General features: G+C 74.4%; 16 protein-coding genes, 1 other RNA gene and 1 pseudogene. 2 read left to right on the top strand and 16 right to left on the bottom strand.

The features are described 5' to 3' along the window. Window positions 1–28: 28 nt before the first annotated feature. Entirely contained in the window at window positions 29–1,180 is a 1,152-nt protein-coding gene (locus ACQP60_RS02480; protein ID WP_429728246.1) for an ROK family transcriptional regulator, read from the bottom strand. Window positions 1,181–1,438: 258 nt separating this feature from the next. Between ACQP60_RS02480 and ACQP60_RS02475 the strand changes: the two genes are divergently transcribed. Continuing rightward, window positions 1,439–2,437 (top strand): DUF4349 domain-containing protein, encoded by a 999-nt coding sequence (locus tag ACQP60_RS02475; RefSeq protein WP_429728245.1) that lies wholly within the window; start codon window positions 1,439–1,441, stop codon window positions 2,435–2,437. A 35-nt stretch (window positions 2,438–2,472) separates the two neighbouring features. Here the strand turns inward: ACQP60_RS02475 and ACQP60_RS02470 are convergent, their stop codons facing one another. From ACQP60_RS02470 to ACQP60_RS02435, 8 genes and pseudogenes are all read right to left on the bottom strand, one after another. Beyond that, window positions 2,473–4,191 (bottom strand): beta-N-acetylhexosaminidase, encoded by a 1,719-nt coding sequence (locus ACQP60_RS02470; RefSeq protein ID WP_429728244.1) that lies wholly within the window; start codon window positions 4,189–4,191, stop codon window positions 2,473–2,475. Window positions 4,192–4,293: 102 nt separating this feature from the next. After that, window positions 4,294–4,661: a transfer-messenger RNA gene (gene ssrA / locus ACQP60_RS02465) on the bottom strand. Window positions 4,662–4,892: 231 nt separating this feature from the next. After that, window positions 4,893–5,393: an SsrA-binding protein SmpB gene (gene smpB / locus ACQP60_RS02460; RefSeq protein ID WP_429728243.1), complete on the bottom strand. Its 501-nt coding sequence runs from the start codon at window positions 5,391–5,393 to the stop codon at window positions 4,893–4,895. Between the two features lie 101 nt (window positions 5,394–5,494). After that, the gene (locus ACQP60_RS02455) at window positions 5,495–6,961 is read right to left on the bottom strand and encodes a peptidoglycan DD-metalloendopeptidase family protein (protein WP_429728242.1); all 1,467 of its coding nucleotides are present in this window, start codon (window positions 6,959–6,961) and stop codon (window positions 5,495–5,497) included. 8 nt (window positions 6,962–6,969) lie between these two features. Continuing rightward, a complete protein-coding gene (ftsX, locus tag ACQP60_RS02450; protein WP_429728241.1) occupies window positions 6,970–7,881 on the bottom strand; it encodes a permease-like cell division protein FtsX in 912 nt (303 codons plus the stop codon). A 293-nt stretch (window positions 7,882–8,174) separates the two neighbouring features. Next, a pseudogene (ftsE, locus tag ACQP60_RS02445) lies at window positions 8,175–8,852 on the bottom strand (cell division ATP-binding protein FtsE); the annotation flags it as partial. Between the two features lie 217 nt (window positions 8,853–9,069). Further along, a complete protein-coding gene (prfB, locus tag ACQP60_RS02440; protein WP_429728240.1) occupies window positions 9,070–10,185 on the bottom strand; it encodes a peptide chain release factor 2 in 1,116 nt (371 codons plus the stop codon). A 55-nt stretch (window positions 10,186–10,240) separates the two neighbouring features. Beyond that, window positions 10,241–10,624, bottom strand: coding sequence for an ankyrin repeat domain-containing protein (locus tag ACQP60_RS02435; protein ID WP_429728239.1), 384 nt, complete (start codon window positions 10,622–10,624; stop codon window positions 10,241–10,243). A gap of 84 nt (window positions 10,625–10,708) precedes the next feature. Here ACQP60_RS02435 and ACQP60_RS02430 point away from each other — a divergent pair, with 84 nt between their 5' ends. Further along, entirely contained in the window at window positions 10,709–11,242 is a 534-nt protein-coding gene (locus ACQP60_RS02430; RefSeq protein WP_429728238.1) for a putative glycolipid-binding domain-containing protein, read from the top strand. 34 nt (window positions 11,243–11,276) lie between these two features. On the opposite strand, the gene ACQP60_RS02425 is transcribed toward ACQP60_RS02430, so the two are convergent. The 7 genes from ACQP60_RS02425 to ACQP60_RS02395 all read right to left on the bottom strand — a co-directional run bounded on the left by ACQP60_RS02425 (window position 11,277) and on the right by ACQP60_RS02395 (window position 15,135). After that, the gene (locus ACQP60_RS02425) at window positions 11,277–12,491 is read right to left on the bottom strand and encodes a globin domain-containing protein (protein ID WP_429728237.1); all 1,215 of its coding nucleotides are present in this window, start codon (window positions 12,489–12,491) and stop codon (window positions 11,277–11,279) included. A 75-nt stretch (window positions 12,492–12,566) separates the two neighbouring features. Further along, the gene (locus ACQP60_RS02420; protein ID WP_429728236.1) at window positions 12,567–13,007 is read right to left on the bottom strand and encodes an RrF2 family transcriptional regulator; all 441 of its coding nucleotides are present in this window, start codon (window positions 13,005–13,007) and stop codon (window positions 12,567–12,569) included. Between the two features lie 107 nt (window positions 13,008–13,114). Continuing rightward, window positions 13,115–13,621 carry a hypothetical protein gene (locus tag ACQP60_RS02415; RefSeq protein ID WP_429728235.1) on the bottom strand — a complete coding sequence of 169 codons (507 nt, stop codon included), beginning with the start codon at window positions 13,619–13,621 and terminating at the stop codon, window positions 13,115–13,117. Then, entirely contained in the window at window positions 13,618–14,109 is a 492-nt protein-coding gene (locus tag ACQP60_RS02410) for a pilus assembly protein (protein ID WP_429728234.1), read from the bottom strand. The genes ACQP60_RS02415 and ACQP60_RS02410 overlap by 4 nt, the downstream gene beginning before the upstream one ends. Continuing rightward, entirely contained in the window at window positions 14,106–14,525 is a 420-nt protein-coding gene (locus ACQP60_RS02405) for a TadE/TadG family type IV pilus assembly protein (RefSeq protein WP_429728233.1), read from the bottom strand. Before ACQP60_RS02405 ends, ACQP60_RS02410 begins: the two co-directional genes overlap by 4 nt. Continuing rightward, a complete protein-coding gene (locus tag ACQP60_RS02400) occupies window positions 14,522–14,947 on the bottom strand; it encodes a VOC family protein (protein ID WP_429728232.1) in 426 nt (141 codons plus the stop codon). Before ACQP60_RS02400 ends, ACQP60_RS02405 begins: the two co-directional genes overlap by 4 nt. Continuing rightward, entirely contained in the window at window positions 14,944–15,135 is a 192-nt protein-coding gene (locus tag ACQP60_RS02395; RefSeq protein ID WP_429728231.1) for a hypothetical protein, read from the bottom strand. Before ACQP60_RS02395 ends, ACQP60_RS02400 begins: the two co-directional genes overlap by 4 nt. Between the last annotated feature and the right edge of the window lie 5 nt (window positions 15,136–15,140).

Raw genomic sequence — 15,140 nt, 5'->3', positions numbered from 1 at the left:
CGCCTTCGGTGCGGGTCGCTCGTCGTGGTCAGGAGACTCCGAGCTGGGCGGCCAGCACCAGGACGGCCGCCCCCGCGAGGACGACGTCCTCGTCGAGCGTGGCCATCCGCAACCGCAGCCCGGCGGCCGTGGCCGGCATCGTGCGGTCCGTCAGGGTCTGCAGGGCGGCGGTGCGCAGCGCACCGTCGAGCAGGTCGGCGGGGCCGCTGAGCAGCACCTCGCCGAGGTTGAGAGCGCCCACGACGGGCGCGAGGGCGGTGCCGAGGGTGCGGCCGACGCCGGCCAGCGCCTCGTCGGCGGCGGCCGGGTCCAGGCCCGCGACGGCGCGGCGCAGCGCCGGGGCGGCGAGCACGGTCTCGAGGCAGCCGCGGCGACCGCACGCGCAGGGCTCGCCGTCGTCCACGACGGTGACGTGCCCGAGCTCGCCGGCGGCGTCCGCGGCCCCGCGGACCCGCGACCCGTCGACCATGACGCCGGCGCCCACGCCCTGCCCGACCGTGAGGACGAGCATGGAGTCGGCGGCGCCGCCGTAGGTGTACTCGCCGAGGGCGGCGGAGTTCGCGTCGTTCGCGACGTGCACGGGCAGCGCCAGGCGGTCGGTGAGGATCGCCGCGAGCGGCAGGTCGGACCACTGCCGGTTGGGCGCCTCGACGACGCGGCCGGAGTCGTCGACGACGCCGGGCGAGCCGACGCCCACGCCGATGACCGGCCGTGTGGCCGCGGAGATCAGGGTGCGGGCGAAGCGGGTGAGCAGGTCCACGAGCGCGTCGCCGACCTGCCCGGCGACCGGCAGGGAGCGCCGCACCACGGCCTCGCCGGTGAGGGTCATGACGGCGCCGCGCATGACGGCGTCGTCGGAGAGGTCGACCGCCACGATCTGGTAGGCGTCCGTGCGCATCCCCACGAGGATCGCCGGCTTGCCGACACGGCGGCCGGGCTGCACGCCCAGCTCCTCGACGAGCCCCTCGGAGAGCAGGACGTTCACCAGGTCGGAGATGGTCACGCGGGTCAGGGACGTGGCCCGGGCCAGGTCCGCCCGGGACGTGGGCCCCTCGTGGAACAGGTGCTGGAGCACGAGGGAGCGGTTGTGCGCCCGGGCGTGCTCGGGGAGCACCTTGGAGGTGGCTCGCAGGCCGGCACCCAGACCTCGTCGTGCTGTGCGCGTCGTCGGCGTGGACATGTTTGTTAGTACAGCGTCTTAACTAGCGCTCTGTCAATCCGCGTCCCCCGCCGCGGACAGGCCGTGATCGGATCGTGACGCACGGTGCCGACGGGACGGCGACAGCACGACGTCACCGAGGCCAACCGACGGCCATCCCCGCGGCCGTCCCCGAGGCCATCCCCCAGGCCATCGGCAAGGTCACGGTCTCGGCACGGTCGGGTCACGATCGAGCGGACCCGCCGGGACGCGCCGACGCCGCACCCTACGCTCTGAGCCATGCCCGCCACCCCGCGCCAGGACCGGACCCGCCGCGCGCCCCTCGTCGCGGCCCTGGCGACGACGCTGCTCCTGGTCCTCACGGCCTGCTCGTCGAGCGGCGCCGACTCGGGCGAGGCGTCGTCCGGGGTGGTGGCCGACAGCGGGGGCGCCGTCGCCGACGTGGGCGCCCCCGAGCAGGCGGCGGACGGGGCGGCCGTCGCGAAGAGCGCCGCCGAGCCCGGTGCCGCCGCGGCCCGCGAGATCGTCACCACCGGCAGCGCGACGGTCGTCGCCGACGACCCCGCGACGGCAGCGACGAAGCTCGCGCGGCTCGTCGAGCAGGCCGGCGGGCGCGTCGAGCGGCGCTCCGAGACGGCCACCACCGACGACTCCCCGGGGTCGGCATCGCTGACCGTGCGCCTCCCCGCCGACCGGATGACGGGCGCCGTCGAGGCCCTCGGCACGCTCGGCACCGTCGAGAACGTGGACGTCACCAGCACGGACGTCACCGGCGAGGGGCAGGACCTCGACGCCCGCATCGCCGCGCTGACGACCTCCACCGACCGGCTGCGCGAGCTCATGAAGTCCGCCGGGAGCACGGAGGACCTCCTCCAGGTCGAGCAGGAGCTCTCCGAGCGCCAGGCCGACCTGGACGCCCTGACGGCGCAGCGCCAGCGCCTGTCCGACCAGGTGGCGATGTCGACGCTCGACGTCGAGATCGTGCCCGAGCCCGTCGCGGCCGCGCAGTCGCGCGGCGGGTTCCTCGGCGGCCTCGCCTCGGGCTGGGGCGCCCTCGTCACGACGGTCCAGACGGTCGTGCTCGTGCTGGGCGCGCTGCTCCCCTGGCTCGCCCTCGGCGGGCTGGGCTACCTCGGCTACCGCTGGCTGCGGGGGCGTGCCCGCCCCGGCGCGGACGACGACCCCTCGGACGGCCCGGACGACGACGCCGACGGCCCGGACGCTCCCCGGCCCGCGTCGCCCGACGAGGCGCCCGAGCCGGTGCCCGCCGGCCGCTGACCCGCCGGCCGTCTGCCCTCAGCAGTCACCTCGGCTCAGCCCCGGCCCGGCTGCTCTCCCGGCTCCGCGCCGTCGCGCCCCTCGACCCAGCCGCCCATCCCGGCCCAGCCGGCCGCCTCCCGCTCGGCGGCGAGGTCCCGCGGCCAGCCCGCGACGCCGGGCCGCTGCTGCCAGGGCCGCGGGCCGTCGAGCGGGCGGTACTCGACGCCCGCGGCGTCGAGGCGGGCGAGGTGGCCTCCGCGGAGCCGCTCCTCGAACGCCGGCGCGCCCGGGTTCCAGACCGCCTCCGCGAACGCGGCGAGGCGCGGGAACGCCGCGTAGTCCACGCGTCGCGCGGAGTCGAGGTGCTCGCTCCAGACCTGCGCCTGGGCGCCCAGCACCCTGCCGGGCAGGTCGCCGGCCAGCTCGGGGCGGGCCTCCAGCAGCCCCGCGGGGAGCGGCTCGAACGCCCGCACGTCGGCCACCGTGCGCACGAAACCGACGGGCACGGGCTCGTCCTCGCCGTCCGCGGCGCGGTGGTCGAGGTACACCTCCTGCTCGGGGGCCATCACGACGTCGTGCCCGGCCGCCAGGGCGTCCGCCGCCACGGCGTGCCCGCGCCAGCAGGTGACGACGACGTCCCGCGGCAGGTCGGGACCGAAGGCCTCGTCCCACACGACGGCACGGCGGCCCTTCGACCGCAGGTGCTCGGCGAGCCGGGCGAGGAACCAGCCGTGCAGCCGGGCGACGTCGCCCTCGCCGTCGGGGCCCACGAGGCCGAGGTCGGCGGCGCGCGCGACGATGTCCGGGCGCTCGCGCCACGCCGTCGTCGGGACCTCGTCCCCGCCCAGGGAGACGAACGGCGAGTCGAAGACCTCGCACACCTCGTCCAGGACCCCCGCGAAGAACTCGACCGCGGCGTCGGACGGGTCGATGACGTCCTCGCTGATGCCCCAGGTGGTGCGCACCTCGTGCGCGCCGGGGCGCGCGGCCAGCTCCGGGTACGCGGTGAGCAGCGCCTGCACGTGACCGGGCGAGCCGATCTCGGGCACCACGGTGACGCCACGCTCGCGCGCGTAGGCCACGATCTCGCGCAGGTCGGCCCGGGTGTAGTACCCGCCGTGGGGGCGGCCGTCGTAGCGCTCGGCGCGCCAGGTCCCGACGCCGGACTCGCGCCGCCAGGACCCGACCTCCGTGAGCCGCGGGTACCGCTCCACCTCGATCCGCCACCCCTGGTCGTCGGTGAGGTGCAGCTGCAGCACGTCGAGGTGGTGCGCCGCGGCGAGGTCGACGAACCGCAGCACGTCCGCCTTCGGGAGGAAGTGCCGGGCCACGTCGAGCAGCACGCCACGCCAGCCGAACCGGGGCGCGTCGTCGACGGTCACGGCGGGCAGCACGAGGTCCGCGCGGCCGGCGCGGCGGAACGCCTGCGGGCCCGCGAGCTGGCGCAGCGTCTGCGCGGCGGCGTGCGCCCCCGCGGCGTCGTTCGCGGCGACCCGCACGACGGCGTGCCCGCCGCCGTCGGCGACGGCGAGCCGGTAGCCCCCGGCGGGGACGCCCGGGTCCCGCGCGAAGGTGACGTCCGCGTCCGGGGTGCCGGGCGCGACAGGCACCAGATCGAGCCCGAACGCGTCCTCGCTGACCCGTCGCCACCAGCGGGCGGCGGCGTGCAGGTCCGGGTCGGCCACGACGCGCGCGCCGTCGCGCAGGGCGAGCGGCTCCCCGTCGGCGCGCAGGGACAGGGGGGCGGGGACGACGTCGGCGGCGTACGGCATCCGGCCACCCTAGGAAATGTTCGGGTTCCGAAGCAATGGTGGGGCCGACGGGCCCCGGACGCACGACAGGCGGGCCACCGAGAGGTGGCCCGCCTGTCGCAGGGGTGGAGCTGCCGGGAATCGAACCCGGGTCCGGTGGCGCTTTTCGAGGACTTCTCCGGGCGCAGTCTGCTGTGATTTTCTCGGCCCCCGCACTCACGCAGACAAGGTGCGGACGGGCCCAGTCACCTGGGTGTCCCCGCCGCCCCGGTGACGAGGGCGACGAGCAGTGGCTCTCTAGATGACGTGAGCTACCGGGTCGAGAGCAATCCCGGGCTCACGGACTTCGGAGCTCGCTCAGGCGGCGAGGGCGAAGTCGGTGCGCTTGTTATCGGCACCTATAGGTTCGCAGGCAAGCGTTCACGAGATGAGCCTGCATCCTCGGCCCGCTTCTCCTCGAAGCACGACCACCGTCGAAACCGATCAGCCCCTGTGCATTTGTCAAACCGGGTCTGCCGACCCTGTCGACCGCGGGACCCCTGGGGGGAACCGCGCCGACGTCGTCCAGTCTAGTGGATCAACCACCGCCGGTGCGCCCTTATTTCCGCGGGCCGCACCCGGGCAGGAAGCCTCTCGGCCGTGCCGTTTCTCGGCCGAGCCTGCGGTTCCGCTCCGGGCGAGCGCCTCGTCCCTCGGCCCTCACCCTCCGCAGCACCTCCGCCTCAGCCGAGCAGCTCCTGGTGGCGGATGGCGCGCTGCGCCTCGCGCATGTCCTGCTTCTCGCGCAGAGTCTGACGCTTGTCGTACTCCTTCTTGCCGCGCGCGAGGGCGATCTCCACCTTGGCGCGCCCGTCCAGGAAGTACAGGCTCAGCGGGACGAGGGTGTGCCCCTTCTCGCGGGACTTCACGCCCAGCCGGTCGATCTCCTCGCGGTGCAGCAGCAGCTTGCGCTTGCGGCGCGGGGCGTGGTTGTTCCAGGTGCCCTGGAAGTACTCGGGGATGTGCACGTTCTCGAGCCACGCCTCGCCGTTGTCGATCGCCGCGTACCCGTCGAGCAGCGACGCACGGCCCATGCGCAGCGCCTTGACCTCGGTGCCCGACAGCACGATCCCGGCCTCGACCACGTCCTCGATCACGTAGTCGTGGCGGGCCTTCTTGTTGTTCGCCACGATCGTGCGCGGGTCGCCCTGCTTCTTCTTGGCGCCCTTGGCCTTGTTGGACACGGTCTCCTCCTCCCGGGTACGCGGACTCGCGACGACCCAGGATACGGGAACGCCGTGGTGCGGCCAGGACTTTTCCGCGCCCTGCGAACCCGCGGGAGACGTCAGTTCAGCCAGCCGCCCATCGGGTCCGTGGTGCTGCCGTTGACGTACACCTCGAAGTGCAGGTGGCACGCCGCCGACGTCCCCGTGGAGCCGGAGTAGCCGATGATCTCGCCCTTGCTGACCTTCTCCCCCACGCTCACGGTGTCGTAGGTCAGGTGCAGGTACCGGGACATCACGTTGTCGCCGCGGTAGGTGCCGTGGTTGATGAGCACGTTGTTGCCGCCGCCGGACGTGTAGTGCGCCTGCTCGACGTAGCCGCTCTGCGCCGCGTAGATCGGGGTGCCGCAGTACGTGCGGATGTCCGTGCCGGCGTGCAGCCGCCAGTAGTGCAGCGTGGGGTGGAATCGCATGCCGTACGAGCTGGTCACCACGTGGTAGTTCGTCGGCCAGCCCAGGAACGGCCCGGACGACGACGAACCGCCGCCGCCACCACCGCCGCCCCCGCCACCGGAGCCGCCGCCGCTGCTGGAGCCGCCACCCCCGCCGCCACCGCTGTTGCTCCGCCGTTCGGCGGCCGCCTTCTTGCGGGCCGCCTCCTCGGCCTTGCGACGTTCCTCGGCGAGCCGGGCGTCGCGGGCCTTTTGCTTGGCGATGATGTCCTTGAGCTGCGCCTCGAGGCTCCGCTGCGCCTGCTCGTTCGCCTTGAGCTCCTCGAGGGCGTTCGCCTTCTGCGCCTCGATCGACGCCTTGAGCTTGCGCTGCTGCGAGATCAGGCGCTCGACCTCGGCCTTGCGCTCCGCGGCCTGCCGCTGCGCCTTCTCCGCCGCGACGACGTTGGCGTCGGCCTCGCGCTTGAGGTCGGCGATCGCCGCGCGGATGGCGTCGAGGCGCGCCTGCTGGTTGCGGGCGACCGCCTCGGCCTCCTGCAGGTCGGTCAGGGTGCGCGCCTGGCTGCGCGCCGCCGACGACGAGACCGCGAACTCCTCGAGGAAGTCCTCGGTGGACTGGGCCCCGGTGACGATGCCGAGCGTGCTCGTGTCGTCCCCGTTCCGGTACGCCTGGCGCGCCATCTGCACGACATCGGCCCGCGCCGCCTCGACCTTGCCCTTGTCGGCCTCGATCTGGCCGGCGACCGCGGCCTCCTCGGCCTCGGCGTCGGACAGCCGCTGGGCGAGGATCGCGGCCTTCCGGCGCGCCTCCTGGAGCGCTGCCTCCGCGGCCGCGAGCTCCGCCTGCGCCACCGGGAGCCGTCCCTCGACCTCGTTGAGGTCCAGCACGGCCTGCCGGTACTTGGCGTTGGTGTCCTCGAGCTCCTCCTGCAGGCTGTCGCGCTCGCGTTCCTTCGCGCGCTGCTTCGCCTCCGCCGCGGCCCGCTGGTCGTCGATGTCGTCCGCGGCCGCCGACCGCGCCGACACCCCCGCCGTCACCGTCGCCGACGTCGTCGCCCCGCCCAGCACGAGGACGGCGGCCACCAGGCCGCCGAGCGCGCGCCGGCCGGCGCCGGGGGACATCCTCAGGCTCGTCATCTGCGATCTCACACCCTCGTGTACCGGTTGAGCGTCACCACGGACGACACCACCGCCAGGAGCACGGCGATGCCGATGAGCAGCGGCGCGACGATCAGGACGTCGCCCACGTCCACGTAGGCCACCCAGTCGACGGAGTCCTGGAGCCAGTCCGTCACCAGGTACTGCACGGCGAGCCAGAGCCCGCCCACGGCGAGCAGCGCGCCCACCAGCGCGGCGATCGCGCCCTCCAGCATGAACGGCAGCTGCACGAACAGGTTCGACGCGCCGACCAGCCGCATGATGCCCGTCTCGCGGCGGCGCGACACGGCGGAGAGCCGGATCGTCGTCGTGATGAGGAGCACCGCCGCGAGCAGCATCACGCCCGCGAGGCCCGCGGCCAGCAGCGACGCGCGGCCGAGCGCGAGGAACAGCGGCTCGAACACCTCGCGCTGGTCCTCCACGACCTCCACGCCCGCGCGGCCCTCGAGGACGTCGTCGACCACCTGGTACTTCTCGGGGTCCACCAGCTTGAGCCGGAACGACGCCTGCATGTCGTCCTCGGTGAGCTGGGTGCCCTGGTACCCGTCCGGGTAGAGCTCCGTGAACGCGTCGAACGCGTCCGCCTTGCTCTCGAAGTAGGTGGTGGCGACGACGTCGGACAGCTCGGTGTCGATGACCTTCTCGAGCCCCGCGATCTGCTCCTCGGTGGCCTCGCCGTCGGCGCACGTCGGCGCCGTCGAGCCGTCCGGGCAGAGGAAGACGGAGACCTCGACGAGGTCGTACCAGTCCCCCTTGAGCTTGGTGACCTGCGTCTGGAGCAGCGCCGCCGCGCCCACGAAGGTCAGGGACACGAACGTCACGAGGACGACCGAGACCACCATCGACAGGTTGCGCCGCAGGCCGTTCAGGACCTCGGTGAGGACGAACTGGAGCCGCACCCTCAGGCCTCCCGTCCCGCGCGCACGCGCTCGTGCTCGCGCAGCACCTGCTGCACCACCTCGTCCGCGGACGCGCCCGCCGGCTCTGCGACCGAGGGTTCAGCGACAGGGGACTCTGCGACATGAGGCTCCTGGGCCGCGGCGGCCCGGGCGGCCGCCGCCTCGGCGGCCCGTTCGGCCTCGAGGTCCGCCGGCTCGGGCGTGACCTGGACGCGCTGCACGGCGCGGGTGCCGCGCCCGGGCGCGTCGAGCACCGGCGTCTGGCCCACCTGCGGCAGGATCGACTCCCGCTCCCCGTACACGGCGTCGACCTCGTCGCGCACCACCGACCCCGTCGACAGCTCGACGACACGCTTGCGCATCTCGTTGACGATCTCGTCGTCGTGTGTGGCCATGACCACCGTGGTCCCGGTGCGGTTGATCCGGTCGAGCAGCCGCATGATGCCGAGGGACGTGGTGGGGTCGAGGTTGCCCGTGGGCTCGTCGGCCAGCAGGATCTGCGGGCGGTTGACGAACGCCCGCGCGATCGCGACGCGCTGCTGCTCGCCGCCGGACAGCTCGTGCGGGAGCCGCTTCTCCTTGCCGTCCAGGCCGACCATCTCCAGCACCTCGGGCACCGTGGTGCGGATCGTGTGCCGCGGCTTGCCGATCACCTGCAGGGCGAAGGCCACGTTCTCGTAGACCGTCTTGCCGGGCAGCAGGCGGAAGTCCTGGAAGACGACGCCGATGCTGCGGCGCAGCGACGGCACCTTCCAGCTCGACAGGCGGGACAGGTCGCGACCCGCGACGTAGACGGTGCCGCCCGTGGGTCGCTCCTCGCGCAGCACGAGCCGCAGGAACGTGCTCTTGCCCGAGCCGGACGCCCCCACGAGGAAGACGAACTCCCCGCGCGACACGTCGACGGAGACGTCGTCGAGCGCGGGACGCGCCCCGCGGGCGTAGACCTTCGAGACGTTCTCGAACCGGATCACGACGTGCCTCTCCCCTGCCTGTCGACCGTGCGGCACCGGAGCGGGCACGGTGTCGCTTCGTGGTCACACCGCACCTGGGCCGGGGCCGCCCGATTCCCGAGAGTCGCACCCGGCGGGGAGGGTGGCGCGAAGGACACGCCGGTGTGTCGCGGGTCAGGAATGACGCCCGAGGCACCCGTTCGGGGTGTCCGCGGCGTCGCCGGGCGGGCGGGGCCGGTCAGGCGGCGTCGGCGCCGCCCGAGCGGCGCCAGCGGATCCCGGCCTCGATGAAGTCGTCGATGGCGCCGTCGAACACGGCCTGCGTGTTGCCCGACTCGTGCTCGGTGCGCAGGTCCTTGACCATCTGGTACGGCTGCAGCACGTAGGAGCGCATCTGGTCGCCCCAGCTCGCCTTGATGTCGCCGGCGAGCTCCTTCTTCTTCGCGGCCTCCTCCTGCTGCCGGAGGAGCAGCAGGCGCGACTGCATGACCCGCAGCGCCGCGGCGCGGTTCTGGATCTGCGACTTCTCGTTCTGCATCGACACGACCGTGCCGGTGGGGAGGTGGGTCATGCGGACGGCGGAGTCCGTGGTGTTCACGGACTGCCCGCCCGGGCCGGACGAGCGGAAGACGTCGATCTTCAGGTCGGACTCGGGGATCTCGATCGAGTCGGTCTGCTCGATGAGCGGCACCACCTCGACGGCGGCGAACGACGTCTGGCGGCGGCCCTGGTTGTCGAACGGCGAGATGCGCACCAGGCGGTGCGTGCCGGCCTCGACGGACAGGTTGCCGAAGGCGTAGGGGGCGTTCACCTCGAACGTGGCCGACTTCAGGCCGGCCTCCTCCGCGTAGGAGGTGTCCATGACCTTGGTGGGGTAGCCGTGCCGCTCGGCCCAGCGCAGGTACATGCGCATGAGCATCTCGGCGAAGTCCGCGGCGTCGACGCCGCCGGCGCCCGCGCGGATCGTGACGACGGCCTCGCGGGCGTCGTACTCGCCGGACAGCAGCGTGCGGACCTCGAGCGCGTCGAGGTCCTTGCGGATCGCGGCGACCTCGCCCTCCGCCTCGGTGAGCGAGTCCTCGTCCTCCATCTCGTGGCCGAGCTCGACGAGCGTCTCGACGTCGTCGATGCGCGCGCCGAGCCGCTCGACGCGCTGCAGCTCGTTCTGCGCGGTGGAGAGCGCGGAGGTGACCTGCTGGGCCTTCTCCGGGTCGTCCCACAGGTCGGGGGCCGACGCCTGCTGGGTGAGGTCGTCGATCTTCGCCTGCAGGGCGGTGGGGTCGCTCACGGCCTCGATGGACTCGAGGGTGGCGCGCAGCGCCTTGATCTCTGCGGGGAAGTCGATGGTGGCCACGATCCTCAAGGTTACCCGCCGCCGCGGGCTGCCCGGCCCGCGGCCTCCCCCGGCGTCAGCCGCGCTCGGGCAGCACCCGGCCGAACATCTGCGCGGTGTCGCGGGCGCTGGGCGTCCCGGCGTCGGGGTCCGCGCCCGCGTCGAGGAGCGCCGCGACCACGTCGTCGGCCCCCTTGAAGACGGCGCCCGCCAGGGGGGACTGCCCGCGGGCGTTGACGCGGTCCACGTCGGCGCCGCGCTCGGCGAGGCCCCGCACGAGGCCGGCGTGGCCGTGGTACGCGGCCAGCATGAGCAGGGTGTTGCCCGCCGCGTCGGCGTGGTCGGCCGGGACGCCGGCGTCGACGAACTCCAGGAGCAGGTCGGCGCCCGCGCGGGCGAGGTCGAACATCTGGTCCAGGTCCACCGGCAGCTTGTCGTCGGGCAGGTCGTCGTGGCTCATGCCGGCGAATCTACCGGGCAGGCCGGGCGGACCTGGTCGATGCTGGACGAGGCGGTGGAGGGCGAGGACCGGAGGAGGTCGGCCATGACGACGTACCGGTGGCGCGGGCTCGGCAGCGGCGGTCTCGAGCACCTCGACCTGCTCCCCCGCGACGACCGGCTGCGCGCACGGTCCGTCGTCGACCTCGGCCCCGTGCGGCTCGAGTACGCGATGGAGCTCGACGCCGCGTGGACGTTCCTGGTGCTGCGCCTGCGCGCGTCGGACGGGCGCCAGCTCGACGTGAGCCGGGACGGCGGCGGCTGGTGGGTCGACGGCGCGGCCCGGCCCGACCTGGCCGACGCCGTCGACGTGGACCTCTCCTTCAGCCCGTTCACGAACGCGCTGCCGATCCGCCGCCTCGACCTCGCGGTCGGGGCGGCGGCCGACATCGTCACCGCGTACGTCGACGGAGACACGTTCCGGGTGTCGCCCGACCCGCAGCGCTACACCCGGGTGGACGCCGACCGGTACGTCTACGAGTCCCGCGACGGCGACTTCCACCGCGAGATCTCGGTCGACGCCGACGGCCTCGTCGTGGACTACCCCGGGCTCTTCTCGCGCGTGGTCGACGCCGGGTGACGCGCCGGAGCCGGGCCCGTCGACGGCGGCGCCGTCAGGCGGCGGCGATCTCCCGGCCGGGGCCGAACACCTCGTGGTGGATGCGGTCGGCGGTGATGCCGCGCCCGAGGAGCGCGGACTGGACGGCGGTCATGAACGGCGCGGGGCCGCACAGGTAGGCGTCGGCGTCGTGCGGGACGTCGACGCCGTCCAGGTCGAGGTAGCCGGTGCGCAGCCGCTCCTGCACCGGCCGTGCGCCGAGGTCCTCGTACCAGCGGTGCAGCTCGGCCGTCGGCAGGTCGTCGACGAGCGCGCGGAGCTCCGCGCGGTGCGCGTGGCGCGCGGGCGACCGGTCCGCGTGCAGCACGACGACGCGGCGCGAGGTGCCGACGTCGCGCAGGTGGTGCAGGAATCCGATCATCGGCGTGATGCCGATGCCCGCCGAGATCAGCACCAGGGGGTTCTCCCCCTCGACCAGGGTGAGCTCGCCGAACGGGATCGAGACCTCCAGGGCGTCGCCCTCGAACACGTTGTCGTGCAGGTGGTTCGAGACCTCGCCGGCGGGCGCGACGCCGGCCGGGTCGAGGCCCGGGAGGATGGCCTTCACCGAGACCGCCCACGCGCCGGGCGCGCCGGCGCCGGTGAGGCTGTACTGGCGGATCTGGCGCGCGCCGTCGGCGAGGGTGACGGCGACCGAGACGTACTGGCCCGGCCGCGCCACCGGCAGCGGGCCACCGTCCGAGGAGACCAGCTCGAAGGAGACCGTGTCGGGCGACTCCTGCACCCGCCGGCGCACGTAGACCGTGCGCCACACGTCACCGGGCGCCACGCCCGCCTCCCCGTACAGGCCGAGCTCGATCTCGACGAGCGCGTCAGCCATGTCCCAGTAGACCTCGTCCCACGCCGCCGCGACCTCGGGGGTGACCGCGTCGCCGAGCACCTCGACGATGGCGGCGAACAGGTGCTCGTGCACGATCGGGTACTGCTCCGGGAGGATGCCGAGCGACGCGTGCTTGTGCGCGATACGCGCCAGGACGGTGCGGGGGTCCGGGCCGCCGTCGACGAGGAGGGTTGCGTAGGCGGCGATGGCCCCGGCGAGGGCCCGCTGCTGGTCGCCGCGGGCCTGGTTGCCCCGGTTGAACAGGTCGCGCTCCAGCTCGGGGTGCGCGGCGAACATCCGTCGGTAGAAGACCGGCGTGATGTCGCCGATCGCGCCGCCGATCACGGGCAGCGTGGCGCGGACGACGGCGGCGGACTCGGGGGTGAGCATGGGTGACTCCTGTCTCTTCCTTCGGGGGTCTTCGCGTCCGGGCGGGGTGCGCGCGGGCGTGGACGTGGGCGGACGTCAGCCGGGCGGGCGCGTGCCGATGGTGAGCAGCAGGTCCCGGGTGGGCGCGGCCGAGACGTCGGCGATGGTCACCGGGTCGAGGGCCGCGAAGAAGGCCTCGCGGGCGCGGGCCAGCGCGCCGCGCAGGCGGCAGCCGCCACGCAGCGGGCAGGGGTTCGCGCCCTCGCACTCGACGACCTCGCCGTCACCCTCGAGGGCCCGGGCGACGAACCCGACGGACAGGTCGCGGGCGCCCTCCGCGAGGCGCAGGCCACCGGCCCGGCCGCGGCGGGCCTCGACGACGCCGAGGTGGCCCAGCCGCGTGACGACCTTCGCCGCGTGCGTCGCCGGCACGTTGAGCTGCTCGGCGAGCGCGCGCGTCGTGGCCGTCTCGGCGTCGAGCACGGCGAGGCGCATGACGATCCGCAGGCCGAGGTCGGTGAACGCGGTGAGCTGCACACCCGCAGGCTAGCCAAATCGGCATTACGGATGCGCCTTTAGCGGTGTGGGAAGTTCCACACTCCCCCCGGCGTGCGCCCGCAGGGCTTCCGTGCGGGCGGCAGCGCTCAGCCCGCGCGGGCGGACGACGTCGCGGCGACGGTGAACCCGCCCCCGAACGCGTCCGTGAACCACCGCAGCAACGGCGGGTGCGACGTCGCGACGAGCCCCACCTGCGCCGTCCGACCGTCCGGGGAGGTGGCCTCGACGAGCCGCAGGCCATCGAGGCCCTCCGCCTCCCCGGGGTGCGCGGCGAGGTAGTCGCGCACCGACTCCTCGACGTCGGCGTCGGTGAGCGTGAGCACCGCCTCGCCCTGCGAGGACGCGGTCCCGTCGTAGAACCGCTCCCGGGGAACGGCGTCCGCCGCGTCGGCCGCGACCGCGTCGGCGAGGTCGTACAGGTGCTTGCGGTCGAGGTGCACCGCCGTGGCCGACGCGACCATGCCGACGAGCATCAGCGCGAGCGCCACGACACCGGCCGTGAGCAGCATGATCCGCCCGTCCTCGGGGCCGGGGGCGACGGGCTCGGGCGCGCCGGGCTCGGGTGCGCCGTCGCGTCGCTGCCGCCGGGTCACGACCGCGCCTTCCCGTACTCGTCGACCGTCGCCACGTGGGTCGCGGTGACCGGGATCTCCAGCGGCAGCCGGCCGCGCAGCGCCTCGGGCACGAACGGGAGGGGCACCGCCAGCCGGGTGCGGACCCCCACCGTCGCGCCGGGCGTGAGGCACGGGTCCGCCGAGCACTCCAGCGACACGGAGCCGTCGGAGGCGGCGAACCCCTGGTCCGCGAACGCGATCCCGGCGGCCGCGCGGGCGCGCCCGGCCCCGATCTCCGCCGAGTCCGCCGTGACCATCGCCCGGCCCGCCTCCCGCGCGGCACCCTCGACCGCGAACGCCCCGGCCTGCACCTGCGCGACCGTGAGCACGAGGTACACCAGCGGCACCAGCAGCAGCACCGCCGTGCCGAGGAACTCCACCAGCGCCGCGCCCGCCTCGGGGTCGTGCGCACCGGCGTCGTGCCCCTCGCGGTCGTGCGCCGCGTCCGCGGGCCCGGGCGCGCTCACGACTCCTCCAGCGCGTGCCCCTGGAGCGTGAGCACCCCGGACGGCCCGATCAGCCCCACCACGGGCAGCGGCACCCGCACCGTCACCTCCACCACGTCGAGCCCGTCCTGCACCGTCTGCCGCACGGACACGTCGTCGGCGTACCGGGAGCCGAGCGCCGCGGCGAGCAGGTCCTGCGTCCGGGTGGCGCCGCTCGCCAGGTCGCGGTCCGCTCGCGCGGCGACGCGGGCGCCCTCCGCCGCGGCGTCGATCGCCAGCGCCCGCACGTGCATCGCCAGCGCGACCTGCACCACCGCGAGGAAGAGCGCGAGCACCAGCGCGGACACCATGACGAACTCCGCGACGGCAGACCCTCGCTCTCCCTCGCGGCCGGTCGCGGCGGGGGCCGCGGGGGCGTCGGCGCCCGATGCGGTCACGCCCGCCCGTCCCCGACCGGCGGGGCCCACCCGGGCCGCGGGACGAGGCAGAAGGGGTGGCCGGCGGGGTCGGCGTACACGTCGCCCTCCCCCGCGCCCGGCGGGGCGCCCGTGAGCCGGCGCGCCCCGAGCGCGAGCACCCGGGCGTGCGCCGCGGGCACGTCGTCGACCATGACGTCCAGGTGCATCTGCTGCGGGCGGGCCGGGTCGCCCCACTCCGGCGGCTGGTGGTCGGGTGCACGCTGGAACGCGAGCCCGGAGTGACGCTCGCTGGGCGCCACCACGACGAAGTCGTCGTCCGCGTACGTCACGTCCTGGCCGAGCACGGCGGACCAGAACGCCGCGAGGCCCCGAGGGTCCGGGCAGTCGACCACCAGGTGGTGCAGTCGGCCGATCGCCGCGGCACCAGAGCCCCGGGTCACGGACCCGTGACGCTCGTGATCGCGCGGGTGAAGGTGTCCTCGAGCAGCGGGCCCGCGATCGCCCACAACGCGACGACCAAGCCTGCCGTCATCAGTGTCACGAGCACCCAACCCGGCACGTCGCCCCGCTCGGGGTCGTCGGCGTCGGGTCGCCCGAGCGGCACGGTGCTGTCGGTCTCGTCGTGCATGGTCG

Origin of the sequence: Isoptericola variabilis, assembly GCF_050311655.1 — a bacterium.
In the GTDB taxonomy this organism is placed as follows: Bacteria; Actinomycetota; Actinomycetes; order Actinomycetales; family Cellulomonadaceae; genus Isoptericola; species Isoptericola variabilis.
The sequence above is the reverse complement of the archived record's forward strand: the minus strand, read 5'-3'. Positions and strand labels throughout refer to the sequence as shown.